The sequence below is a fragment of the Sporosarcina siberiensis genome (assembly GCF_042681925.1).
Taxonomy (GTDB): domain Bacteria; phylum Bacillota; class Bacilli; order Bacillales_A; family Planococcaceae; genus Sporosarcina; species Sporosarcina siberiensis.
The window spans coordinates 122,684-145,696 of record NZ_JBHUGI010000004.1 but is presented as its reverse complement, the minus strand read 5'-3'; the positions used below and the strand labels follow the sequence as shown (position 1 = coordinate 145,696).

Annotated in this window: 23 protein-coding genes; 9 read left to right on the top strand and 14 right to left on the bottom strand. The window is 40.5% G+C overall.

What is annotated here, in order from left to right:
• Nucleotides 1-26 precede the first annotated feature (26 nt).
• The gene (locus ACFSFY_RS02080) at nt 27-1,259 is read right to left on the bottom strand and encodes an EAL and HDOD domain-containing protein (protein ID WP_381535516.1); all 1,233 of its coding nucleotides are present in this window, start codon (nt 1,257-1,259) and stop codon (nt 27-29) included.
• 148 nt (nt 1,260-1,407) lie between these two features.
• On the opposite strand from ACFSFY_RS02080, the gene ACFSFY_RS02075 reads away from it, so the two are divergent.
• Nucleotides 1,408-2,184 carry an enoyl-CoA hydratase-related protein gene (locus ACFSFY_RS02075; protein ID WP_381535515.1) on the top strand — a complete coding sequence of 259 codons (777 nt, stop codon included), beginning with the start codon at nt 1,408-1,410 and terminating at the stop codon, nt 2,182-2,184.
• Nucleotides 2,185-2,258: 74 nt separating this feature from the next.
• On the opposite strand, the gene ACFSFY_RS02070 is transcribed toward ACFSFY_RS02075, so the two are convergent.
• Together ACFSFY_RS02070 and ACFSFY_RS02065 are read right to left on the bottom strand one after the other, a co-directional pair.
• On the bottom strand, nt 2,259-2,549 hold the full coding sequence (locus ACFSFY_RS02070; protein WP_381535514.1) for a late competence development ComFB family protein: 291 nt from the start codon (nt 2,547-2,549) through the stop codon (nt 2,259-2,261).
• Nucleotides 2,550-2,630: 81 nt separating this feature from the next.
• Nucleotides 2,631-4,607, bottom strand: coding sequence for a S9 family peptidase (locus ACFSFY_RS02065; protein WP_381535513.1), 1,977 nt, complete (start codon nt 4,605-4,607; stop codon nt 2,631-2,633).
• Nucleotides 4,608-5,293: 686 nt separating this feature from the next.
• On the opposite strand from ACFSFY_RS02065, the gene ACFSFY_RS02060 reads away from it, so the two are divergent.
• A complete protein-coding gene (locus ACFSFY_RS02060; RefSeq protein ID WP_381535512.1) occupies nt 5,294-5,482 on the top strand; it encodes a hypothetical protein in 189 nt (62 codons plus the stop codon).
• A 51-nt stretch (nt 5,483-5,533) separates the two neighbouring features.
• Here ACFSFY_RS02060 and ACFSFY_RS02055 read toward each other — a convergent pair whose 3' ends face one another.
• From ACFSFY_RS02055 to ACFSFY_RS02025, 7 genes are all read right to left on the bottom strand, one after another.
• Complete coding sequence (locus ACFSFY_RS02055; RefSeq protein ID WP_381535511.1) at nt 5,534-7,237, bottom strand: methyl-accepting chemotaxis protein; 1,704 nt, start codon at nt 7,235-7,237, stop codon at nt 5,534-5,536.
• Between the two features lie 478 nt (nt 7,238-7,715).
• Entirely contained in the window at nt 7,716-9,269 is a 1,554-nt protein-coding gene (locus ACFSFY_RS02050; protein ID WP_381535510.1) for a fatty acid--CoA ligase family protein, read from the bottom strand.
• Nucleotides 9,270-9,619: 350 nt separating this feature from the next.
• Nucleotides 9,620-11,554 carry an FtsX-like permease family protein gene (locus ACFSFY_RS02045; protein ID WP_381535509.1) on the bottom strand — a complete coding sequence of 645 codons (1,935 nt, stop codon included), beginning with the start codon at nt 11,552-11,554 and terminating at the stop codon, nt 9,620-9,622.
• A complete protein-coding gene (locus ACFSFY_RS02040) occupies nt 11,526-12,305 on the bottom strand; it encodes an ABC transporter ATP-binding protein (protein ID WP_381535508.1) in 780 nt (259 codons plus the stop codon). The genes ACFSFY_RS02045 and ACFSFY_RS02040 overlap by 29 nt, the downstream gene beginning before the upstream one ends.
• A complete protein-coding gene (locus ACFSFY_RS02035) occupies nt 12,256-13,308 on the bottom strand; it encodes a sensor histidine kinase (RefSeq protein WP_381535507.1) in 1,053 nt (350 codons plus the stop codon). Before ACFSFY_RS02035 ends, ACFSFY_RS02040 begins: the two co-directional genes overlap by 50 nt.
• On the bottom strand, nt 13,305-14,009 hold the full coding sequence (locus tag ACFSFY_RS02030) for a response regulator transcription factor (RefSeq protein WP_381535506.1): 705 nt from the start codon (nt 14,007-14,009) through the stop codon (nt 13,305-13,307). Before ACFSFY_RS02030 ends, ACFSFY_RS02035 begins: the two co-directional genes overlap by 4 nt.
• Before the next feature lie 432 nt (nt 14,010-14,441).
• Nucleotides 14,442-15,434, bottom strand: coding sequence for a lipoate--protein ligase (locus ACFSFY_RS02025; RefSeq protein ID WP_381535505.1), 993 nt, complete (start codon nt 15,432-15,434; stop codon nt 14,442-14,444).
• Between the two features lie 141 nt (nt 15,435-15,575).
• Between ACFSFY_RS02025 and yhfH (ACFSFY_RS02020) the strand changes: the two genes are divergently transcribed.
• From yhfH (ACFSFY_RS02020) to yhfH (ACFSFY_RS02005), 4 genes are all read left to right on the top strand, one after another.
• Entirely contained in the window at nt 15,576-15,698 is a 123-nt protein-coding gene (gene yhfH, locus ACFSFY_RS02020; protein WP_381535504.1) for a protein YhfH, read from the top strand.
• Between the two features lie 80 nt (nt 15,699-15,778).
• A complete protein-coding gene (yhfH, locus tag ACFSFY_RS02015; protein ID WP_381535503.1) occupies nt 15,779-15,901 on the top strand; it encodes a protein YhfH in 123 nt (40 codons plus the stop codon).
• 79 nt (nt 15,902-15,980) lie between these two features.
• Nucleotides 15,981-16,103, top strand: a complete 123-nt coding sequence (yhfH, locus tag ACFSFY_RS02010) for a protein YhfH (protein WP_381535502.1) — start codon at nt 15,981-15,983, stop codon at nt 16,101-16,103.
• An 80-nt stretch (nt 16,104-16,183) separates the two neighbouring features.
• Nucleotides 16,184-16,309, top strand: a complete 126-nt coding sequence (yhfH, locus tag ACFSFY_RS02005) for a protein YhfH (protein ID WP_381535501.1) — start codon at nt 16,184-16,186, stop codon at nt 16,307-16,309.
• A gap of 141 nt (nt 16,310-16,450) precedes the next feature.
• On the opposite strand, the gene hemY is transcribed toward yhfH (ACFSFY_RS02005), so the two are convergent.
• The 3 genes from hemY to hemE are packed head-to-tail and all read right to left on the bottom strand — an operon-like array spanning nt 16,451 to nt 19,897.
• Nucleotides 16,451-17,866 (bottom strand): protoporphyrinogen oxidase, encoded by a 1,416-nt coding sequence (gene hemY / locus ACFSFY_RS02000; protein ID WP_381535500.1) that lies wholly within the window; start codon nt 17,864-17,866, stop codon nt 16,451-16,453.
• Between the two features lie 36 nt (nt 17,867-17,902).
• Nucleotides 17,903-18,826, bottom strand: a complete 924-nt coding sequence (gene hemH, locus ACFSFY_RS01995; RefSeq protein WP_381535579.1) for a ferrochelatase — start codon at nt 18,824-18,826, stop codon at nt 17,903-17,905.
• Nucleotides 18,827-18,844: 18 nt separating this feature from the next.
• Nucleotides 18,845-19,897, bottom strand: a complete 1,053-nt coding sequence (gene hemE / locus ACFSFY_RS01990) for a uroporphyrinogen decarboxylase (RefSeq protein WP_381535499.1) — start codon at nt 19,895-19,897, stop codon at nt 18,845-18,847.
• A gap of 213 nt (nt 19,898-20,110) precedes the next feature.
• Between hemE and ACFSFY_RS01985 the strand changes: the two genes are divergently transcribed.
• The 3 genes from ACFSFY_RS01985 to ACFSFY_RS01975 all read left to right on the top strand — a co-directional run bounded on the left by ACFSFY_RS01985 (nt 20,111) and on the right by ACFSFY_RS01975 (nt 22,612).
• Nucleotides 20,111-20,629, top strand: coding sequence for an antibiotic biosynthesis monooxygenase family protein (locus ACFSFY_RS01985; RefSeq protein ID WP_381535498.1), 519 nt, complete (start codon nt 20,111-20,113; stop codon nt 20,627-20,629).
• 108 nt (nt 20,630-20,737) lie between these two features.
• Nucleotides 20,738-21,904 (top strand): M20 metallopeptidase family protein, encoded by a 1,167-nt coding sequence (locus ACFSFY_RS01980; RefSeq protein ID WP_381535497.1) that lies wholly within the window; start codon nt 20,738-20,740, stop codon nt 21,902-21,904.
• A 189-nt stretch (nt 21,905-22,093) separates the two neighbouring features.
• Entirely contained in the window at nt 22,094-22,612 is a 519-nt protein-coding gene (locus ACFSFY_RS01975; protein ID WP_381535496.1) for a competence protein ComK, read from the top strand.
• 3 nt (nt 22,613-22,615) lie between these two features.
• On the opposite strand, the gene ACFSFY_RS01970 is transcribed toward ACFSFY_RS01975, so the two are convergent.
• A complete protein-coding gene (locus ACFSFY_RS01970) occupies nt 22,616-22,975 on the bottom strand; it encodes a YhjD family protein (protein WP_381535495.1) in 360 nt (119 codons plus the stop codon).
• Between the last annotated feature and the right edge of the window lie 38 nt (nt 22,976-23,013).

Below are 23,013 nucleotides of genomic sequence, written 5' to 3'. Positions count from 1 at the left end.
GTCATATGCAAAAGTCCTTTCTTTTTTTAGGCTTCGTTCAAATCTTCAGACCAACGAACAGCCTCATTTGAGTACTTCAGAATTTCTTCATAGGTAAGTCCAAGTTGCGCAGCAAGAACTTCCAACCGTTCCCAGTCAAAACGTTCAGCGGCTTCAGCAACTTCTAAATACATGGAGATTTCCGTCTGATTTCCACGAAGCGTTTCATTAACAAGATTGGATAGTGGAATATGCGTTAAGATGTCGTCCCATTCTTTTCCCATTATGACGTTCAAAAGTGAAAACAATCCGGCTAGAAAGTATTCGTCGGTGTTCTTTTTACCCGCATGGATCGCCAGCAATTCGCATAATTTTGCACGTCCCATTGAATAGTTTGTAAGTGCATGAATGCGTCCGTTTGCCGTCTGGAAACGAATTTCACGAAGTGCGAGAACATGCATCCACTTCCGCATTTGAGTTAGACCCATTAGGACGATCGCTTGTTGAATGGATGTTATTTTTTGTGGAATTCCAATACCCGGTGAATTAATGAATCGCAATAAGTTATAAGACAATGAAATATTCTTTTTAATGAGCCCTGCGATTTCTTTAATACTTGCATCATCTGAATTGATTTTCTCGATAATTTGGAAGTGGTTTGTAACAATTTGAGGAATTTCATACCCTTTAATGATTTCAGGTTTCGCAAAATAGTACCCTTGGAATAATGTATATCCGGCTTCTTTTGCAAGACGATATTCTATTTCAGTCTCTACTTTTTCCGCCAGTAGAATAATATGAGGATACTTTGCTAGGAATTTCTCTGTTTTCCGCTTTTCTTCAGTAGTTGTTGCTAGAAAATCTACTTTGATGTATGTAATGAGGTTGAAAAGTATCGAGTTTTGTTCGTATTCTTCATTTAACACGAAATCGTCTAAGGCAATATCAAATCCCATTTCTTTTAAACGATACATCTTCGTAATAAGTGAAGGAGTGATTTCAACGTCTTCTAGGATTTCAATAACAACCGTTTTGGGATCAAGACTATTAAAAACATCTTCCGTCAGCAGTTTTGCCGTGAAGTTAATGAAAGATAAGTGACTTCCTGAAATACGGTCCACCCCAATTAACTGGAATGTATTGATCAACAACTCAATCGTCGCTTTTTCGGGATTCACATTCGGAAATGAGTTTTTTTCACTGTTGCGGTAAAGCAATTCATACCCTAATATTTTCCCGTTGCTATCAAGTATTGGTTGCCTACCTACAAATACATTCACACAGTTCACCGCTTTCAATTAATATATACAACCATTACTAATATACTAGTTTAAAGTTACTGAAATGTAAAACTTTCTTTTATAGCGACACCACTGAAAAAATGGTATATTCCATTTAGATGATGTTTTTTTGAAGGGGGATTTTAGAATGGAATTAGTTCAGTATGAGCAAAAAAGGAATACTGCTTTTGTGACGTTGTATCGCCCAAATGCTATGAATGCGTTCAATTACGACATGCTTGTTGAGCTCGGGCAAATTACCGAGTCCATCCGCATTAATCCCGACATTCGGGTTGTTATTTTCACAGGATCCGGAGACCGTGCATTCAGTGTGGGGGCTGATTTAAAGGAACGAAGAACACTTACCGACGCCCAGGTCAAACGTAATATCTATAAAATAGGTGAAGTTTTTACCGCGGTAGAGAATTTACCACAACCGACAATCGCGATGATGAACGGCTTTGCTTTTGGAGGCGGAATGGAACTGGCGCTTGCTTGTGATTTCCGTATTGCCGCCGATACCGCAAAAATGGGCTTAACTGAAACAAGTCTTGCAATTATTCCAGGTGCAGGTGGAACGCAGCGTTTGCCTCGTTTAATCGGTGAAGCGAAAGCGCTTGAACTGATTTTAACGGCTAAACGATTGTCTGCAGATGAAGCATTCCAGTACGGCATGCTTACGAAAGTTGTTTCACCTGAAAGTCTTGTGGATGAAACAAACGGATTTGCAGATTTACTATTAGCGAATGGGCCCATCGCTTTGCAACAAGCGAAGTTTGCGATTAAGAACGGTATGAACACCGATCTTCAAACAGGGCTTGCAATCGAGCGAAAAGCGTATGAACTGACAATTCCTACAACCGATCGCCTGGAAGCGTTAGCGGCATTTGTAGAGAAGCGAAAACCGGAGTTTAAAGGGAAGTAAAGGAAGACTGTTTTTTTAATACGATAGACAAATAAAACGAACGCCATCTCTATGATGGCGTTCGTTTTTACATTCTACTCAATCTTTTCGGTTGTTTGAGGGCAACGTGGATCATTGGAAACAATCGCTGCGGCTTTGGCAACAGTAGACAAAATATTCGTAGCACCTTGTCGATCTGCTTCATGATTTGCACGCACATACGGGCTGTATTTTTCTTCGACGATGTAGCGTGCTGGAGAATTATTAAGTGCAATCGCCATAATATCATTCAAGCAACGTTCACATGAACACGTTAAATGTAATTGGTCTTTATTCGTCAAAAGCACGTCCCGTATGACATCTTCCATTACATTGTGTATTGCCAACTCGGATTACCCCCAATTGTGAAACTGTTTTGAATTCATTATACCATTGTTATCTGGATATATTCACCAGTCATTCCCCTTTTACAAATACTTCTTAAACCAACCCGTAATTTCATCCAATCTCGCAATTCGTAGATTTGGTGCCCCTTCACGAGATAGGTTATGGTCAGCACCTGGGAAACGAACAAACTCAGTCTCTTTCCCCATACTTCTAAGCGTAATATAAAGCTGTTCCGCCTGTTCGATTGGACATCTAAAGTCCTTTTCTCCGTGTAAAATTAATAGAGGTGTCTCAATGTTTTCTGCATATTTAAGCGGAGAAATAGCCCATAACGCATCGACATCCGTCATATTCGCGCCGTGCTGCCAATCGTTGAAAAAGTAACCGATGTCCGAAACGCCAAAGAAGCTGATCCAGTTGGAAATAGAGCGCTGAGTTACCGCGGCTTTAAATCGGTTCGTATGACCCACAATCCAGTTCGTCATAAATCCACCGTAACTTCCGCCTGTCACTCCGAGACGATCTGTGTCAATCCATTCATTTTCACTCGTAACAAAGTCTATACTCGCCATAATATCCTCATAATCTGCGCCGCCGTAATCGCCGCGAACCGCATCCACAAACTGCTGACTATACCCATGACTTCCACGCGGGTTGATGTAGAGTACACCATATCCTTCAGCTGCCAACAACTGCATTTCATGGACAAATGAATTCCCATACATCATCGCTGGGCCCCCGTGAATGTTGAGTACAAGAGGATATTTCTCTCCCGCGACATAGCCCGCTGGTTTGATCAACCAACCGTGCACATCCCACTCTTTTGCTCCTTGAAAAACAATTGCTTCAGGTTCAATAAGTTCTACTTCTTCCACATAGGTTTGATTGAACGAAGTAATTGCACTGCGTTCACCTGTTGTAATTTCTAGCTTAAACAACTCCCCTGGAGAAATTGCATTACTTACAGCGACAATCGCAAACGTCCCATCAATCGATATATCGTACCCATAAATATGCTCATTTTCCGGTGAAGCGGGATAGACCGCCCCATCAAGTGTTGCAAAATAGAGACGCACATCGCCCATCGTCGACAATTGAAAATACAAGTGATTGTCTTTTGTCCAAACTACCGCAGGTGCACTCACCCCTTGTTGAAGATCTGCAATCGCATAATCCCCAACAGGCGCATCTATGCTCTCAGTCAAATTCATCCGAGTACCGTCCGTAGTATCGTAAACAACCACGTCGGTATGCGTCGTATTTTGGAACGTACGATTCGCCCCCACATATGCTATGTATCGATCGTCTTTTGAAAACGTCGCTCCGCCAAAGTTACCCTCTTCATCAACAAGAACCGTTTCCTCTTTCGTTTCAACATCCACAATAACCATCGGCTGACCAAATTCGTAATCCTGATTTTCAGACTTATTGACACTCATAATTATTTTCGTTCCATCATGAGATACAGCTTGTAGAGTATATTGGTGATTCCCTTCAGTAAACTGCGTAACTTCACCCGTTTCAATATCTACCACGCCAATTTGTTTGAAAATATCTTGTGGCAATAAACCAACCGCATCCATTTGGTATTTCATCTTCGTCACTCGGTACGGGACCGCAAACTTCTTCTCATCTTTTTCTTCTTTATCTGTAAACGCTTTGCCTTCTTTCACAGAACCATTGACCCATACTTTCTTTCCGCAAGGCGACCATAAATAACTGGATACACCCTTTTCAAAAGACGTCAAAGCCCTCGCTTCTCCACCCTTTGTCGACAATACGTACACCTGATTCTTCTCATCACGATTCGACAAAAACGCTATTTTAGTCCCATCCGCTGACCACTGAGGAGATGAAACACGCCCTTTTCCAAACGTCCACTGCGTCACTTCATTGCTCAAAACATCTACATGAAATAAATTCGAAACATAGTCATTCTGATCCTCATCAATATGCGTACGAACAAAAACCACTTCCCCGCCACAAGGCGACAACACCGGATTCGTCACAGACTGCAACGCATATAAATCTTCAACTACTAATTTACGTTTTCCCATAAACCATAATTCCCCCTACCTATTTTCCACACTACTTATTTCGACAATCGTAACACTTTTCCTTTATTCGTAGTGAGAAGTTTGGCTTCAAGTTGCAACGAACTGTTTGGGATGTGTAACCACAATATTATTTTTTACGACAACAAACCATTAAAAACCGCAATCCAACAATCCGATAAATCCCTAACCCGCATACCATGTGAAAATTCCAAACTCACAATCCTAGTGAATGAACAATCCAGCGCAGAAGCGTCAAGCGTGAGCCGAAGGAATGGCAGCCAAAGAGCGCCGCGTCCATGCGCCTGCAGGCTGCACACCTGCATCCTGCAGGCGCAAGCGCCAAGCGGTATTGCTAACCACAAACCATTAAAAATTCCAACCCCATAATCCATAAAATCACTAACCCGCATACCTTGTAGAAACTACAAACCCACAATCCTAAAGAATGAACAATCGAGCGCCAAAGCGTCAAGCGTGAGCCGTTGCAATGAGATCGGCAGTGTACTTTCTGTCGAGCTCATTGCGAAAGGCCATCGCAAGCGCCAAGCGGTATTGCTAACCACACACTTATACAAACCTCAAAAGTACAAACCACAAACGAAAAGACTTTATTCCAAAACGGTACGCACCTGTCCCCTTAGCCCTTCTAAAAACTTCGTATGTTATATAGAGGGAGGAGGGTGGACATGTCACTCTTTTTTGAAGATGAAATACGTAAAGTCGCGGAAAACATGGAAGATGCCGAACTGGAAAACCTATTATCACAAGACCCCCGAAGAAAACAACATTGGAAAAGCCGCAATCGCAACAACTCACGAAAAACACACCGACCCGACAAAAGAAGATGGGATAGAGACGATGATAATATGAACTAAAATACAGAAAAACGCTAACCTTTCTAAATGGTCGGCGTTTTTCCAATTTCCTTATTTAATTTTAAACACCGACACCATACCCCGAAGCGTCTCCGCCATCGAACTGAGCACAACAGAAGAAGCCGAAATTTCCTCCATCGTCGCATTTTGCTCCTCAGCTGCTGCAACAATATCTTGCGAACTCGCTTCCGCACGCTCAGACATAGTAGAAACTGCATTAACCATCAACTTCATTGCATGTGTGTTTTCGGTAATCTCCTTACTAATTGCTGAAATTTCTACCGCTTGCGAAGATACCTCACCAACCATTTGAGTAATTTCATTAAAACTTTCTCCTGAATGATGTACCATGCGGAGTCCTTCAGCAACATACTTTTTAGAAGTCGACATCGCAGCAATTGCTTCCTCTACCTCTTTTTGAATTTCCTCAATCAACTGCCGAATATTATTTGCGGCTGTCCCTGAACTAGCTGCCAAATTGCCTACTTCATTGGCCACAACCGCAAAACCTCTGCCGTGTTCTCCCGCTCTTGCAGCTTCAATCGAAGCATTCAGTGCTAATAAATTTGTTTGACCCGCAATTTTCGTGATAATTGAAACAATATTTCCAATTTCTATGGATTTAGTATGCAACGACTCCACAACAAGTGCAGTTTTTTCTGTAGAACGTTCAATATCATCCATTTTCTCCATCGTTGTCTCCATCATTTCAGTACCTGTTTTTGCAAAGTCTGTCGTTGAAACCGCAAGTTCGGATACTTTTTGAATCGATTCTGCTGCATGATCCATCCCAATCGTTATTTCATCAACGATTAAATTACTAGATCGTGCACTTTCCAACTGATCTGATGCCCCTTCTGAAACATCAATAATTGAGTTTGCGATTTGTGTGGATGCATACATTGTTTCTTCTGCACTCGCTGAAAGTTCGATTGACGTTGAAGCAACCGTATCAATATGTCGATGTAGATTTGTCATTAATAGCTTGAATTGCGCCAACATCATGTTAAAATCCTCGCCTAATTGTCCAATTTCATCTTTCGTTTTCAACTCTATTGGGTCAATCGTCAAATCTCCTGTTGCCATTAACTTGAAGTTTTTAGATAAAGCAACAATCGGTTTTTGAATCGTTGTGAGTAAAAAGCGGATTCCCAATATCGATATTAGAATTGCGACAATTGTACCAATCGCCAAAATGATTAACACTGTTTTATATAATAAATCCCCTTTTTCTACAATCGTATTTAATTCCGCATCATGTAAAGTACTAAGTAACTCCAGCTGTTCGTTCATTTCATTTATTGTAAGACCCGCTCCGTAAGACTCCAACGTCGCTTCTGCATACCAATCACCAGCACTTAATGTAATAATTCCTGTAATTTGATTGTTAAAGCGCCTCCAAATATCCTTCACTTCAGTCAGAATATCCAACTCTACTTGATCTGTTAATAGATGTTCATAGGACTCTATTGTCTTATCAACACTTATTTTGTGGCTCGCAATCTGTTCTTCGTACGCTATTTTGTATGAACTGCCCTTTGTAAGGATATGTTGTTGTGTTAATCCTAAAACACTCTGTGTTCCTTTTTCTAGTATATTAAGACTATCGACTTTAGGTATGATCTGTTGATTGATGGTATTCGTATTTTGATTTAACGTATATGAACTAATTATTCCTCCTATGCTCATCGCCAATATCAATATCATCATCACGGAAAAAATTGCAGTAAGTTTTCTCCCCACAGTCCACTTCATCTTGTCTTTCCCCCTATAAACTTCTTTTTTTAGCGTTGATTGTTTTAGGTAAAACTTCCTAATAGTCTCATTATCAACAATATTCACACTTTTGTAAATGATTGTTTATATAAATAGTTTCATTTCGTATACATTTGTCCTAGAGACTTTTGGCATAACTGCATAAATTGATAAGAGAGGAGGTATGGACATGTCATTCTTTTTCTTTGATGAAATTTGTTGTGCCGTCGAGAAAGCCGATAAAGATGCATTTTCAAAACACAAGTGTACAAAACATCAACACCATAACCATTTTTGTGAATGCTCTTGCAAATGCCACTGTTGCTCTAAAAAACCTTGTTCAACATGCAACAAACATCATTATTACTAGAAGTCCATAACGCTGAACCCTTTTTGAATTATGGAAAGGGTTCTTCAATTTTAATGTATAAAAATAGGACCTTCCTAAAATGCTTAGGAAGGTCCCACTGAATTCAAATTAAATTGTCGCTAAATCTTTCAATGATCGTTTTAGAATTTTACCAGTTGTATTCTTCGGCAATTCATCTAAGAAATGAATGTGTTTCGGAATTTTGTACTTCGCTAATCGTGCTGCACAGTACGTAAGGACCTCAGCTTTTGTTAATGAAGTTCCTTCTTTTAGTACAACGAATGCAAGAACTTCTTCGCCAAGATCTGGATCCGGAACTCCGACAACCGCCGCTTCAATAATATCGCGATGTGCAAATAACACTTCTTCCACTTCACGTGGATATACATTGTAGCCACCAACGATAATTAAATCTTTTTTCCGATCGACGATATAGAAATAACCATTTTCATCTCGTCTGGCCATGTCGCCTGTGTACAACCAACCGTTTCGAATTGTAGCTTCCGTTTCCTCAGGCATTTTATAATAGCCCTTCATAACGTTCGGCCCACGTACGACGAGTTCTCCTACTTCCCCGTCTTTCACATCTTCCCCAAGCTCATTGACCACTTTGTTTTCCACATTTACAATATCCGTCCCAATGGAACCTGGAATTCGATCTCGGTCCAGTGGATTAAAACAAGTTACCGGCGATGCTTCCGACAAACCGTATCCTTCTGAAATACGAACATCGAACTTCTCTTCAAAGTCGTGTAAAAGAGATACTGGAAGTGATGAGCCACCCGAAATGGATAAACGCACAGATTCAAAATCCTCCGTTTTGCCGTCTGGATATTGATATAGGAAGTTGTACATTGTCGGCACACCCGCAAAGACAGTTGCCTTTTGCTCTTTAACCAATTTAAATACTTCTGCCGGACTGAATCTAGGCTGAAGCAAAACCGTCGCACCAGTTAACAATGGCGCATTGACAACAACAGATAGTGCAAATACATGAAATACAGGTAGCGTCGCAACGACACGATCATCCGCAGAAAAGCCTAAATAATCCGCAATATCACGCGCATTCGAGTAAATATTCGTATGAGTAAGCATCGCACCTTTTGGCTGTCCAGTCGTTCCAGACGTATACAAAATGATAGCGGTTTCATTTCCGTCAACATCTACAGGTTCAACATTCGGTTTTCCTGTTGCAATTAATCCACTAAATGAATGAACTTTTTGTTTCAAGTCTTCCGGTAATGCCGCTAGTTTCGCAGGTGTTTCAGGAACTGTCTCACAAATTATATAATGCTCTACGGACGGGAATGCGCCTGCAGCTTGTTCAACTAATGGTAATAAAAGGTCAAGTGCAATGACAGCCTTCGCATCACTGTTATGTATAATGTATGAGATTTCATCTGGCGTATAAATCGGATTGACCGGAATCGCCGTCGCACCAATTCTCATCGTCGCATAAAGCGAAATTAGAAAATGTGGTGTGTTTCCTAAAAGAAACGCTACATGATCACCTTTTTCAACACCAAGATCTTGAAGTGCAGAAGCAAACATTGAAACGGATTGATCGAACTCCGCATAAGAAGTGTCTTTCCCCATAAAATGATAAGCTGCTTTATTCGGTTGTGTAACTGCTGTCTCTCGAACTTTCGAAACTAAATTCATACCAAACTATCCCCTTCCTACTTAAATAGGCATCACTGAATGAGTACCCATTCATAAGAACTACTAAAATCATTATATAAGAAAAGCGTTAAGATTACAAGGCTTGTAACTATTCAAATAAATCAAGGTTGTTTAATAGAACTCTGCAACGTTTTTGCTGAACTTCACAACGCTTTCCAGAAACCTCGCAACGTTTCTACCAAACTTCACAACGTTTTCAAAACCTCGCAACGTTTCGGCTGAACTTCACAACGCTTTCCAGAAACCTCGCAACGTTTCTACCGAACTTCACAACGCTGCCCAAAAACTTCGCAACATCGCCAATTCCATCAAACAAAAAAAGCCCCAGATTAGCCTGGAGCTTTAATATGTGCCAGATACCGCCAGCGAATTAAATAGAAATAGAGGATTTGCATAACCGTGAACCCTAGAAGAACGTAAACGAGTTCTTTCACAATTGAAATTTCTGCAAGAGCATCCCACACAACTTGTAAGAACAAAAATGCAAATGCACTGTGTAAAAATGCCACTCCCCACGGGAAAAAGAATTGAGGAAGCAGTTGGCGATTGACGATTTTCTTGAACTCCCGGTCCGTTAACCCCATTCGCCTCAGCACATCAAATTGCTTTCGGTCTCTGTCGAGCGTTGTATACAATCTGAAATAGATAAAACTGCCTGCTGCCAGAAAAAACACCGCAGCTAACAATAAACCAATAAGTAGAAGAAGGGAAAACGTCGTTCGGATAACCGAGTAATTCATTCCAGGATTATCAAATGAATACAAAAGCGAACTCGTCGTTCCGAGCATAAAGGACTCTGTCACATCATCATTTATCGTCAACCCAATGTCTTTCGTCTGTTGCCACACTGGGACATCGAAAGCGTAATAAGCAGTCGGCTCCAAACCACTTATTGGGGTGGTTTCAGAAACTTTTTTAAAATCCGCTTCATTCAAAACAATAGCGTTTGTCCCAATTGAATGTGACGGGAACAATTGGTACGGATAAGCACCTGAAATTTCCACGGAGACATCACTTTCAACAAGCAATGTTTGAACAATCCTGCTATTTAATTGATTGTACGTTGAAGCTGAAGGCGGTAAAAATAATGCCTCTCCTTCTTTTAATTTATACGGTAAATGCCCAAAACGAGCGCTCATCGTATTGACATCCGTAATTCTTAAAATCGAAACTGTACTATCGGAATACGACGACGTTTGATATAAAATAGGGATTTTACGATAATAATAGTCAATGTTACTTTCGTTCAATTCCCTAATAATTTGAGCGATATGTTCGCTTTCAAGGGGATTTTCAGCCTCACTTTTATACACTAGGCCTAGGGGATTCATCTCACGATATTGAGAAGCAAACGATGTTAAGGAAGCAAGAATTCCAACGGACATAAAGGCCAAAGTTGAAACAATCGTTACGATGAAAAACATTCGAGCATTTTCTCTAAGTCGAACGATGCCTTCCGAAATCGATAACAATCGATAATGCTTCCAATACAAGCGTTTCCGCCCCTTCACCATATGCAACAACAGAGGTAGAGAATCTGTGAAAAAATAGTACGTTCCAACGGTCGCAAGTGGTGGAATTATAAAGACGGACCCGATGAGAAGCGTATTCGAAGAAAAAGCCGCCATTGCATAAGCCGCTCCTAGACAAAGGAGTCCAAAATAACCGTACCCTTTCGAATACTCCCTTCCACCCTTTTCAAAAGCTTCCCCGCGAATTAAATCCGCCACCTCACCGGATCGAATAAATACCGGTGCAACAAATGAAATGATGATGAACAAACTTAGGAACGCTCCAATCGTTAGAGCGAATGGTTGCCATGAGAAATAAAGAGGCAATGAAGGGAGCAATACAATTTCACGAACGGCCATAAAAAAGAACTTTGAGAATGCAAAGCCGAGTATCGTTCCAGTAACAATTGATACGACTCCGATGAACATCGTCTCTATGAAAATCAGTTTTTGCAATTGCCTTCTCGCCATACCCAAATGGAGCAAAATGCCGAACTCTTTCGCCCTTGCCTGAAGAAAAGCGCGCATGGAATAGAACAAAAAGAACAGCGTGAAAATATACAAAATGACTTCCGCCACGCCCATCCCAATGACGGCAATTTCCTGAACAAATTTATCTTCTATAGTTGGATGAAATAACAGCATTGAATATAAGAAAAATACCATGACTGAAAAAACGCTCGCCATAAAAAAGGCCGCGTAAATTCGTCGATTTCGAACAACGTTACGGTAAGCGAACTGACGAAAGGTCATGATGGCCCCCTAAGAGCGACAGTACATTTAAAATGCGTTGGAAAAAGGTTTGACGACGCTCGTCTTTATATATTTCATTGAAGAATTCTCCATCTTTAATAAACAGCACACGATCACAATAACTCGCAGCAATCGGATCATGCGTCACCATTATTATGGTCGTGCCTTCGGTTTCATTAATAAAACTAAGCAACTCTAAAACATCTCGTGCAGATTTCGAGTCCAAGTTCCCAGTAGGTTCATCGGCAAGAATGATTTTTGGTTTATGAATAAGTGCTCGGCCAATTGCGGTTCGTTGCGCTTGACCCCCAGACAACTCATCAGGTCGACGTTCCAATATCTTTGATAAATCAAGTTTTCCAGTGAGTTCAGCAATCCGCTCTTCCATTTCCTCAAGCGGCAATCCATCCAACGTTAACGGCAATACAATGTTTTCTTCCACCGTTAACATTTGTAACAAATTGATGTCCTGGAAAACGAAACCAAGATTCCGTCGCCGAAATAACGCCAATTCATTTTGTGAAAGAAGTTCAGGCTCAACACCACTTACACTGATTTGACCGTAAGTTGGTAAATCAATTGTGGATATTAAGTTCAGTAAAGTCGTTTTACCGCTTCCGGAAGGACCCATTACGGCAATGAACTCCCCTTCCATCGCTTCAAAATCCAGTCGATTCAAAGCACGATGCATCACTTTTCCTTCATAAATCTTCGTGACTTCTTTTAGTTCTACGATTTTGTTCAGTGTCATCTGTCTCCCCCGATTCCCCGTTTTCAAATAGCACCGTCACCGTAGTTCCAACGTTGTGTTCAGATCCAATTTTCAGCTTATGACCCAACCGATTGCATACTTCAGAGGCAATAAACAAGCCCATTCCTGTTGATTCCCCAGTAAGCCTTCCATTTTCTCCTGTAAAAAACGCCTTTGTTAGTCGATTCAAATCAGAATTAGGTATTCCAATACCTTCATCACGTACGCTAAAGACAATACCTTGTTCGTGACATTCTGCATCCAGGTACACTTTCTTACCATCTTCAAACGTATATTTCACTGCATTCGTTATAAACTGAACGAAAACAATTTTCATCCATTTTGGATCTGTTGCTACTACATAATTTTCGTCTATTGAAATAACGGGAAACACGCCATTCGTTATAAACAACCGCTTATGCTCATTCACAACCTCTTGAACAAATTGCTTCAAGTTAATTTTTTCGATTTGCATATCGTTTTCAAATGTTTCAAGCCTTGCGTTTATTAAAACCGTATCCAGCCCATTTTGAATTCGCCCGAGCTCTTCTGCAATGCTCTCCCGGTCCAGTTCACCGTCCTCTTGCAACAAAAGTCCAATGACCGAAATCGGTGTTTTCATTTGATGAATCCAGTGGTTCATAAAGTCTTGTTGACGATGCTGTGACGCGTAAAGAGTTTGCACTTCATTCTGATAAATCTTATAAAGTCCTCGCATAAATAGCGACATTTCGGCATGTTCCGGTGTTGGTGCATATCGAATCAGTGCATCTTCCATTTTTTCGGGCGTGCGAGTAATCGCATTATAAAAAGAACGTCTTAAAATATATTTTCCACTTAAATAGCCCCCTGTTAAAAGGATGCTAATGATAAGTGAATAAATGGCTGTGTTGTACTCTCGGAAACCGTCGAGCCAGTACAATAAAAATATAAACAGAACAAGAATCGTTTGGAATATAAGCAACGACACATGCTCTCGGATGAATAACCAACTGGTTGTCATAATTCCTCCGGAGCTGGAATGAAGCGATAACCTGCACCGCGAACTGTTTCAATCGTTGACAATACATTGTAGTCCGAAAGTTTTTTACGAACACGTGTCATATTGACGTTCAGTGTGTTTTCATCGACGAAAGATTGGTCATCCCAAAGTTCTTCCAGTAAATTTTCCCTAGAAACAACTTTTGGAGAAGCCTCCATTAGAAGTTCTAGAATCACGCATTCTTTTTTCTGCAAGGGTACAATTTCATCGTTCAAATGCAGTTCCATTCGTTCGATATATAAACTGAGTTGTCCGCGTTTAATGGTACGTTCGGATTGACTTGGCGCGTATTCTCCGAAGGATCTGCGCAAATGACTTCTGATCTTTGCAAGGACGATTTCATAGTGGAAAGGTTTCGTAATGAAATCGTCTCCGCCGTTTTCGAGTGCAAATACTTGATCCATGTCACCAGAACGAGCGGAAATGAATAGTATAGGACACGTCGTATGTATCCGTAATTGACGACACCAATAGTAGCCATCGTAGGACGGTAGGTTGATGTCGAGCAGTATGAGATGTGGGTCAAAAGCGAGACATTCTTCAGTCACTTGGTCGAAGTCCTCAATGATGGCTATTTCGTATTGATATTTCCGAAGTGTGTCTGCCAACAGTTGCGCAATTTTCCGATCATCTTCAACGATAAAAATACGGTGTTTCTCCATTGTCTTTTCTCCTTTTAATTGTAGTACTGTAGAGGTTCCTAATGGTGGGTGGTTTCCAAATCCGCTTTGCGCTTGGCGATGACCTTTCGTGCTGAGCCAGATAGAAAGTGCACTATCTGGCTCAGCACAACGGCTCACGCTGGTCGCTTCTACGCTCGTTTTTACATTCTCCTGGGATTGTGTTCCGGTTCGCAGTTTGTGATCTCACTTCGTTCTTTAATTGACGTTTGAAAACTATATTTGTTGAATTTATGAATCCCACATTCTCCAGCTGATTGGAGTGCAAGGCGGCGACTCCAGCGGGAACAGCGCGAGCTGAAGACCCTGGACTGAGCGTAGCGAGGGAAGCGGCTGAAGCCGTGCCCGCGGAAAGCGTCCGCCTGGAATGCAAATCAGCGTTTCGATGGATTCTTTAGTTTGATATATAATGTATCAATAAATCAACTGCAGAAACTCTTCTTTTGTAATTCCACCTAAGATGGTTGGGAGATCTATGGGAGCAATTGCTTGCGCGATTGATTGGCGGTCGTATTTGATGTTTTTCAAGCTATCTTCCACGATTGCGACGTTGCCTACTCCGAAGAAATCTCCGAAAATGGCCACGTCTTCAATAATCCCTTTGTTTACTTGAAGACGTACGTCGATGCCGCCTACTGGGAATCTGTGTGAATGTTGCATATTGAATTTTGGTGATTTCCCGTAATTCCAGTCCCAATTTGCATAACGTTCTTTAGACAGTTCGTGAATTTTTATCCAATCATCATCTGTGAATTCAACGTATTGAATATTTTCTTCTCCTTCAAAAATGGAGCTTAATACTTCAAGACGGAACTCTTCGATTGTCATTGGTTGTTCGAGAAATTCTGTTATATTCGCAACTCGACTACGAATGGATTTAATTCCTTTGGATTCAATTTTGTCTTTTCTCACTTTTAGGGCTGATACAACTTCTTCTATCGCTGTATCAAACATCAAGGTTCCATGACTAAACATACGACCGTTTGTTGAGAATTGAGCGTTTCCTGAAATTTTACGCCCCTCAACAAGAATGTCATTGCGTCCAATAAGTTCTGCTGTTACACCAATTCCCGCAAGTGCTTTGACAACAGGCTCTGTAAACTTTTTAAAGTTCCGGAACGATTCACCGTCATCTTTTGTAATGAAACTGTAATTCAAATTTCCTAAGTCATGGTAAACCGCACCGCCACCAGACAAGCGTCTTACCACTTTAATGCCGTTTGAATCCACGTATTCTGTATCAATTTCTTCTATTGTATTTTGGTTTTTCCCTATGATAATTGAAGGTGCATTGATATAGAACAGTAGATATGAATCTTTTTCAATATCCATCGTTCTAAGCGCATATTCCTCAATTGCTAAGTTAATTTGTGGATCTGTAATACCTTGATTATCAATGAAATACATGTATATCGCTCCTTCGTATAAGTCTTATAGTTTATTTTATCTGAAAAGTCCATAAATGTGTTGACATTTGATTGCTTGTTATAATACACTACTAATATACAAACGAGTTACAGTACAGGTTGAAAGGGGAGAAGAACAAACATGCTAGAAAACGTACTCGAGTTTTTCAAAAACCTACCAGCTAAAACATGTTCCCTTTGTCAAAACGAGATCGAAGAGCAACACGAATGTTACAGCACAAAATGTGACGCTTGCAATCGGTGATTTTTTTTTACCCAACCTGTACTACTACAAAAAAACAAACCTACTTTAGTTCTAATACAAAATACTAGGAGATGACATAGATGATTGTAAATGTAATTGAGTTCTTTAAAAACCTACCTGCTAAGAAATGTGTTACTTGTGGAAATGAAATCGAAGAGCAACACGAATGCTACAGTACGAAATGCGACGCTTGCAACAACTAATTTTTTATCCAACTTATTCTAAACGAAATAAATGAATCATATTTTAGTTCTAACATAAACTACTAGGAGATGACATGAGATGATTGAAAACGTTGTTGAATTCTTTAAAAACCTACCTGCTAAAAAGTGTGCTACTTGCGGAAATGAAATCGAAGAGCAACACGAATGCTACAGTACGAAATGCGACGCTTGCAACAACTGATTTTTTTTGCTTAGTCTGTACTATCACAAAGAAATAAAAGACCTTTAGTACTATCACAAAAGAAGAGGAGTTGACAAACTATGCTTGATAACATCATTGAGTTTTTTAAAAACTTACCTGCTAAAAACTGTGCTACTTGTGGAGAAGAAATTGAAGAGCAGCACGAATGTTACGGTAATAAATGCGATGCTTGTAACATCTTATAAAAAGTAAAGCAGCTGACTGGTACATCCAAGCAGCTGCTTTTTTAATGCAACTATTTTTGCACATAGAGTAAAGGAGTCCACACAATTAGCTGTTGCAAACGTACTTTGCAGCAGCCATGTATGTGTGGACTCCGATTTTATTTAAAACAATGCTTCTAAAACTTCTTCCATTGCTGCTTTTCCTTGATTGATGCAATCGGGAAGTCCAACACCTTCGTAAGACGCGCCCGCTAATTTCACATTCGGAAACTGTTTCGCAATTTCAACACGTGCCGCCTCAAGTCGTTCGCGATGACCAACCACATACTGCGGCATGCCTTCTTTCCATCTCGACACGATGGTGAACTCAGGATCTTCTTTAATTTCCATCACTTTTCGTAAATCCGTTAAAACAATCTGTTCGATATCTGAATCGGATAATGAAACGATGGATTCATCGCCCGAACGACCGACATAAGAACGAATGAGTACCTTTCCGTCCGGTGTCGTCGTCGGCCATTTACGATTGGTCCATGTACATGCCGTAATTGCATAATCGCTGTTACGCGAAACGAGGAAGCCCGTTCCTTCACGATCTTGCACAATCGATTCTTCTGGAAATGCCATTGCAACAGTCGCAACTGTTGTCGATGGCATATCTTGTAGCTCCGTTAATAAGCCATGCGGTTTGAACAGCTTACGCACGACTTCATGCGCAGTTGTCATTATGACAGCATCTGCCTCAATCGTCTGGCCATTATTCAGAGTCAACACTGTTTTCTCGCCTGCTTTATCGATTTGGTTCACTCGAACATTTTTCATCACAGAGTTTTTCTCCAATTGTTCCTCAAGAGCTTCAACTACTGTTTCAAGCCCATTGCGGAATGTATGAAAAACACCTTCGCGCTTTGCTCCGTACCCTTCTTTTTGAGGTACTTTTTTCGGCGTTGTTTTTTTCATGCCCAAGATGAGACTTCGGTTCTCTTCTTCAACTTCTTTAAACTGAGGAAACGTAGAATTCAAGCTGAGTTTATCGAGATCACCGGCATATATTCCGGATAACAAAGGCTCGATTAAATTCTCCACAACTTCACTGCCGAATCGCCTGCGGAAAAAAACACCAAGCGATTGATCTTCTTTTATACCCGAACGAGGTAAAAATAGATCTCCAGCTGCACGAAGCTTCCCTCCTAGCGTGAACAATCCAGATGTAACAAAGGGCCCCAGTTGTGTCGGAATCCCCATTACAGAGCCGGGAGGAATCGGATGCAGTGTTTTATTCAATAAAATATAGGCCTGTCCTGTTGAGTTTCGAACAAGCTCTTTTTCGATGCCCAAATCCTCTGCTAATATTCCAAAACTCTTTTTTCGAATTAGAAATGAATCTGGGCCACGTTCGATAATAAACCCGCTTCGTCGAATCGTTTGAATTTTTCCACCGAGGCGGTTTGTCGCTTCGACGAGTAATACATCGAGTGGAAGTCCTTTTTCACGCGCTTCTTTTTGCATATAAAATGCTGCCGCAAGCCCGGTAATTCCCCCACCTACGATGACGACTTTTTTATTTAGTTCGCCCATGTCCTTCATCACTTCCAAATAGTTTTATTGTAGTTCTCAGACTTTTTCAAGTACCGCATCGACCATTGCATTGATAAACAATGGATCCGTATTCGGCATTGCTGGACGATAATACGATGCACCGATTTCATCACAAACAACTTTACACTCATAATCATTATCATAAAGCACTTCAAGATGATCGGACACAAATCCTACGGGTGTGTAGACAAATGTTGTGTACCCTTTTTCTTTGTGTAAGCTGCGTGTTAAATCTTGTACATCTGGTCCAAGCCATGGTTCTCCTGTTTGGCCTTCACTTTGCCAACCGACTTCATAATTCGTAACGCCTGCCGCAGTAGCAACTAAATCTGCTGTTTCATGCAACTGATCCGAATAGGGATCTCCATTTGCAATGATTTTTTCCGGAAGTGAGTGTGCGGAAACAATAAGACATGCATTTTCACGTTCTGCATCACTCATATTTTCAAACGTGCTCTTGATTTTATCTGTCCAGTAGGCAAGAAACTTCGGTTGTTTGTACCAGCTTTCAACGGATGTAATCGTCATTCCGTATTTATCCGCCTCTTCTTTCGCACGACCGTTGTATGACTTAACGGAAAACGTCGAGAAGTGAGGTGCAAGAACAATCGAAACTACTTCTTTTATACCATCCTCATTCATTTGCTGGATGGCATCTTCTATGAAAGGTGCAATATGTTTTAATCCAATATAGACCTTGTACTCAACGGCATCTTGTGCCAAGTTCAAACGCTCACATAATGCATTCGCCTGATTCTCTGTAATTTTAGCAAGCGGAGAAATCCCACCAATTGCTGCGTACCGTTCTTCCAGGTTTTCGAGTTGTTCCGGTGCTGGCGGACGACCGCGTCTAATGTGTGTGTAATACGGTAAAATATCCTCTTCTTTATTAGGAGTTCCGTACGCCATTACAAGTAAACCTACTTTTTTCTTCATAATAATAGCCACCTTCTCAATTTAGTAACCTTTGGCTTTACGCAATTCTGCACTGTACGTATGAATCAGTTCTGTAAGTTTTTTTAATGTTGCCGGTTTTACATCTGGAAACACGCCGTGTCCAAGATTGAAAATATGACTGCCGTGTTCGACACCTTGTTCAATAATGACTTTCGCACGTTCTTCGATAATACTCCAATCCGCAAGAAGAAGGGCTGGATCTAAGTTTCCTTGAAGAGGCTTCGTTACTCCGCGTTCGCCTGCTTCTTTAATCGACAAGCGCCAGTCAAGGCCCACAACGTCAACAGGAAGATCATGCCATTCATTTATTAAATGACTTGCACCAACGCCAAACGTGATCAGTGGAACATTCAATTTACGAAGTTCTGTGAAAATACGTGTCATTACAGGTTTAATAAAGATTCGGTAATCAGAGACGTTTAGTGCTCCAACCCATGAATCAAAGATTTGAATCGCTTTTGCACCTGCAGCTACTTGTGCATTGATGTACGTGATTGTCATATCTGCAAGCTTGTCCATTAGAGCAAACCATGCTTCTGGTTCTGACACCATAAATGACTTTGTTAAATTGTAACTTTTCGAAGGACCGCCTTCGATCATATAGCTTGCAAGAGTGAACGGAGCACCTGCAAAGCCGATTAATGGAACATTCAATTGTTCCTTTGTTAAGATTTTAATTGTTTCTAATACGAATGGAATATCCTCTTCTGGAGATAGATCGCCAAGATTATATACATCTTGTACGGTGCGAATCGGATTGCTAATTACGGGACCAACGCCCGGTTTTATTTTCACATCAACACCGATTCCTGGAAGCGGTGTGACGATATCTTTATAAAGTATTGCCGCGTCAACATTATACTGATCGACTGGAAGTTTCGTTACGTATGCACAAAGTTCTGGTTGATGTGTAATTTCTTCTAATGAATACTTCTCTTTTATTTTCAAATATTCGGGCTGTGAACGTCCTGCCTGCCTCATATACCAAACCGGTGTGTGTTCAATTTTTTCGCCGCGTGTAGCACGAAGAAGTGTATCGTTAAACTTAGTCATTAAAGCGATTCCCACTTTCGTTATTATATTTTACTTACAGTTCCATATCCGTCTTAAATTTTAGAGCTTTTCCTGTGCATTGTATAGTAAACGCACTGAATGTCCAAAGATTGTATACATCTTCCCGCCACACTTTCGTCATTGTTTGTTTTGAATTTAAATTTAGGGGAAAGTATAAAGATAGGATACAATTTAATGAGGAGGTTTTTATACATGTACTTATATACAACTTCAGGAACGATGGACTTTATGAAAAGCTTGAAAGAAAAGCATCGCTCAGAAAATATCATACTGATGAATGGTGAAGGAACAACTCTTTTATTGCATGAAACAGAAGGTAAATCCGTTTTTCAAACTCCAAGAAAGTTTGAAGTAATCAGCTCTTCAGGTACCCTTTCGGACGAAGGATACTTTGCTTTCAATAACATTCCTGTTACAGATGAAGGAAGTCCGATTTTTGAACACCAATTCAAAACACGAATCGGTTTAATTGATTCGGAGCAGGGATTTGTCGCATCTCGACTTCTTCGCCCGCAGGGTTCCAACACATATGCTATTTTAACTCAGTGGGAAGACGCATCTTATTATCTTAGATTTAAAAATACTTCTGCTTTTTCAAAGGCGCAAGCAAAAGATGAGAATGAAATCGGTATCGAAAAAAAGCCACATATTTTTTCGAGTGCATCTTACGTAACAACATATAAAACACCAAAAGACGAAGAGAAAGCGTAATCCTTAATTGGATTACGTATTTTTTTATTTTATTGCCCGAAACTCTTTTAATTGATACACTTAATAGATTAACATTCAAACTAGTTAGTTTTTGAAAGGGGAAATCCATTGAGAAATCTATTATTTGAAAAGCTTACAAATGCCTATGAAGAGATGGTTATTACAAGACGCTATCTTCACATGAATCCCGAGCTATCTTTTCAAGAGGAAAAAACGGCAAAATACATTGCTGATTTTTACGGAGATCTTGGTGTAGAAGTTCGGACAGGTGTTGGCGGTAATGGTGTTGTGGCACGTGTGAAAGGTGGAAGACCTGGTAAAACGGTTGCACTTCGGGCCGATTTTGACGCTCTCCCCATTCAGGATCAAAAAGACGTTCCGTATAAATCCACTGTTCCTGGCGTGATGCATGCATGTGGGCATGACGGACATACAGCTACACTTCTGCAAGTGGCTAAGGCGATTTTCGAACTGCGTGAAGGACTTGCGGGCGAATACGTATTCATTCATCAGCATGCGGAAGAGTTCGCTCCAGGTGGTGCGAAACCAATGATTGAAGACGGCTGTCTCGACGGCGTTGACGTAGTTTTTGGTACTCATTTATGGTCCCTTACAAATGCCGGAACGATTGAATACTTAACAGGACCGGTTATGGCTGCTGCCGATCGAATTGACATTACAATTCATGGGTCAGGGGGTCACGGCGCTGCGCCTCACCAAACAAAAGATGCAATCGTTATTGGAGCCGGACTAATTGTAAACTTACAACAGCTTGTTTCACGTCGGGTCAATCCTATTGATTCTGCAGTCTTGTCTATTGGCTCGTTTATTGCAGATAATGCATTCAACGTCATTGCCGACTCTGCAAAAATGGGAGGCACGGTTCGAACATTCAACCCAAAAGTTCGTGATTTAATGGAAAAAGAAATGAAACGAATTGTTGAAGGTACAGCTATTGCAAATGATTGTACAATCGACTTTAAATACACGCGTGGCTACCCTCCAGTTGTGAATCATAAGACGGAAACAGAGTTTTTGAAGTCTGTTGCCGATACTGTATTGGGTTCGGAAAATGTCGTTGAATCGACGCCACAAATGGGCGGAGAAGATTTCGGATATTATATGGAGAAAGTTCCAGGAACATTTTTCTTTACGGGTGCAAAACCCGCAGACCCATATCCACATCATCATCCAAAATTCGACTTTGATGAAAGCGCAATGCTTATAGCTGCGAAAGTTTTAGGCGCTGCGGCATTGGATTACCAAGAGCAGTAAAACTAAACAGTGTCGACCGAAGACCTTTCCTATCGAATCATAGGAAAGGTCTTTCGTTTACTACTAAATGGGCTACTGAAATGCTATGTTTCAGTAGCCCATTTAGTATATCCACCCTTTTGCATTGTAAAACAGACTCAGGCTATAGTTAGGGAGAATTAAAAGTCTAACTAACGGAAGGTGATTTCATTGGAAAGAAGTAGAAGAAAGTCAAACTATCATATTTCATTTGAAACATTTGCTTTACAACCTATTTTAGATGGAGCTACACAATCAACTTTAGTTATTGAGCGTTCCGAGCAATTTATTGTTCCAAAGTCTTCGGAACAAATTGTTAAAAAATCTTGTGATTATTACGGCGAAACCTTTCAAAACATCACAAATGCATCCAGACATATTCTTGGAAACCGACATAAAACACCCATTATCATTGCACATGATTTCAAAACACCTTTTATTCTTCTGCCTACGATGTCCCCAGCTTCGTCGCATAATGAATGGATTGCTTTGCATGCTATCGAAAACATTAAACCAAATAAAATGGGATGTCTCATTTACTTGGAAAATAATAAGCAAATTCAAGTCGGTGTCTCGGCTACAACCATACATCGTCAATATGCATACGCCTGTTTTTTACATAAAGATTTTATAAAAAAGCAAGAAAGCATAAATAGAAAATCTCTTCATTTTCCCTACAGAGGATTGTGATCCTCACCCACCTGTCATTGCAAAATAAACATCAAGCAACTCTTCAGTTCTATTACGGAGACGAACGTTCAAATAACGGCGGTGGTCCTCATAGCCTCCACATAAAAATGCATACTCAGTAAATGTATTATCCGTCTTCCCACGGATAACCTGCATATTATTACGACGCATGTAAATTTTCGTCTCTTTTAATTCAAGCTGTACAATTTTCTCGGCCTCCTCAACAATTTTAAAATAAGGCCTTTTTAATTTGAATGCGCCTTTTTCAAAAAGTTCTCGGTCTCTTTCTAAAATAATCAACACCATCGGTAAGTAAATCATATTCTCAAAATGCGGCATCGCCTCTACTGGAATTAACGGCATACTTTTTTCTCCTTTCTGCAAAAGCGAACACGGGTTCT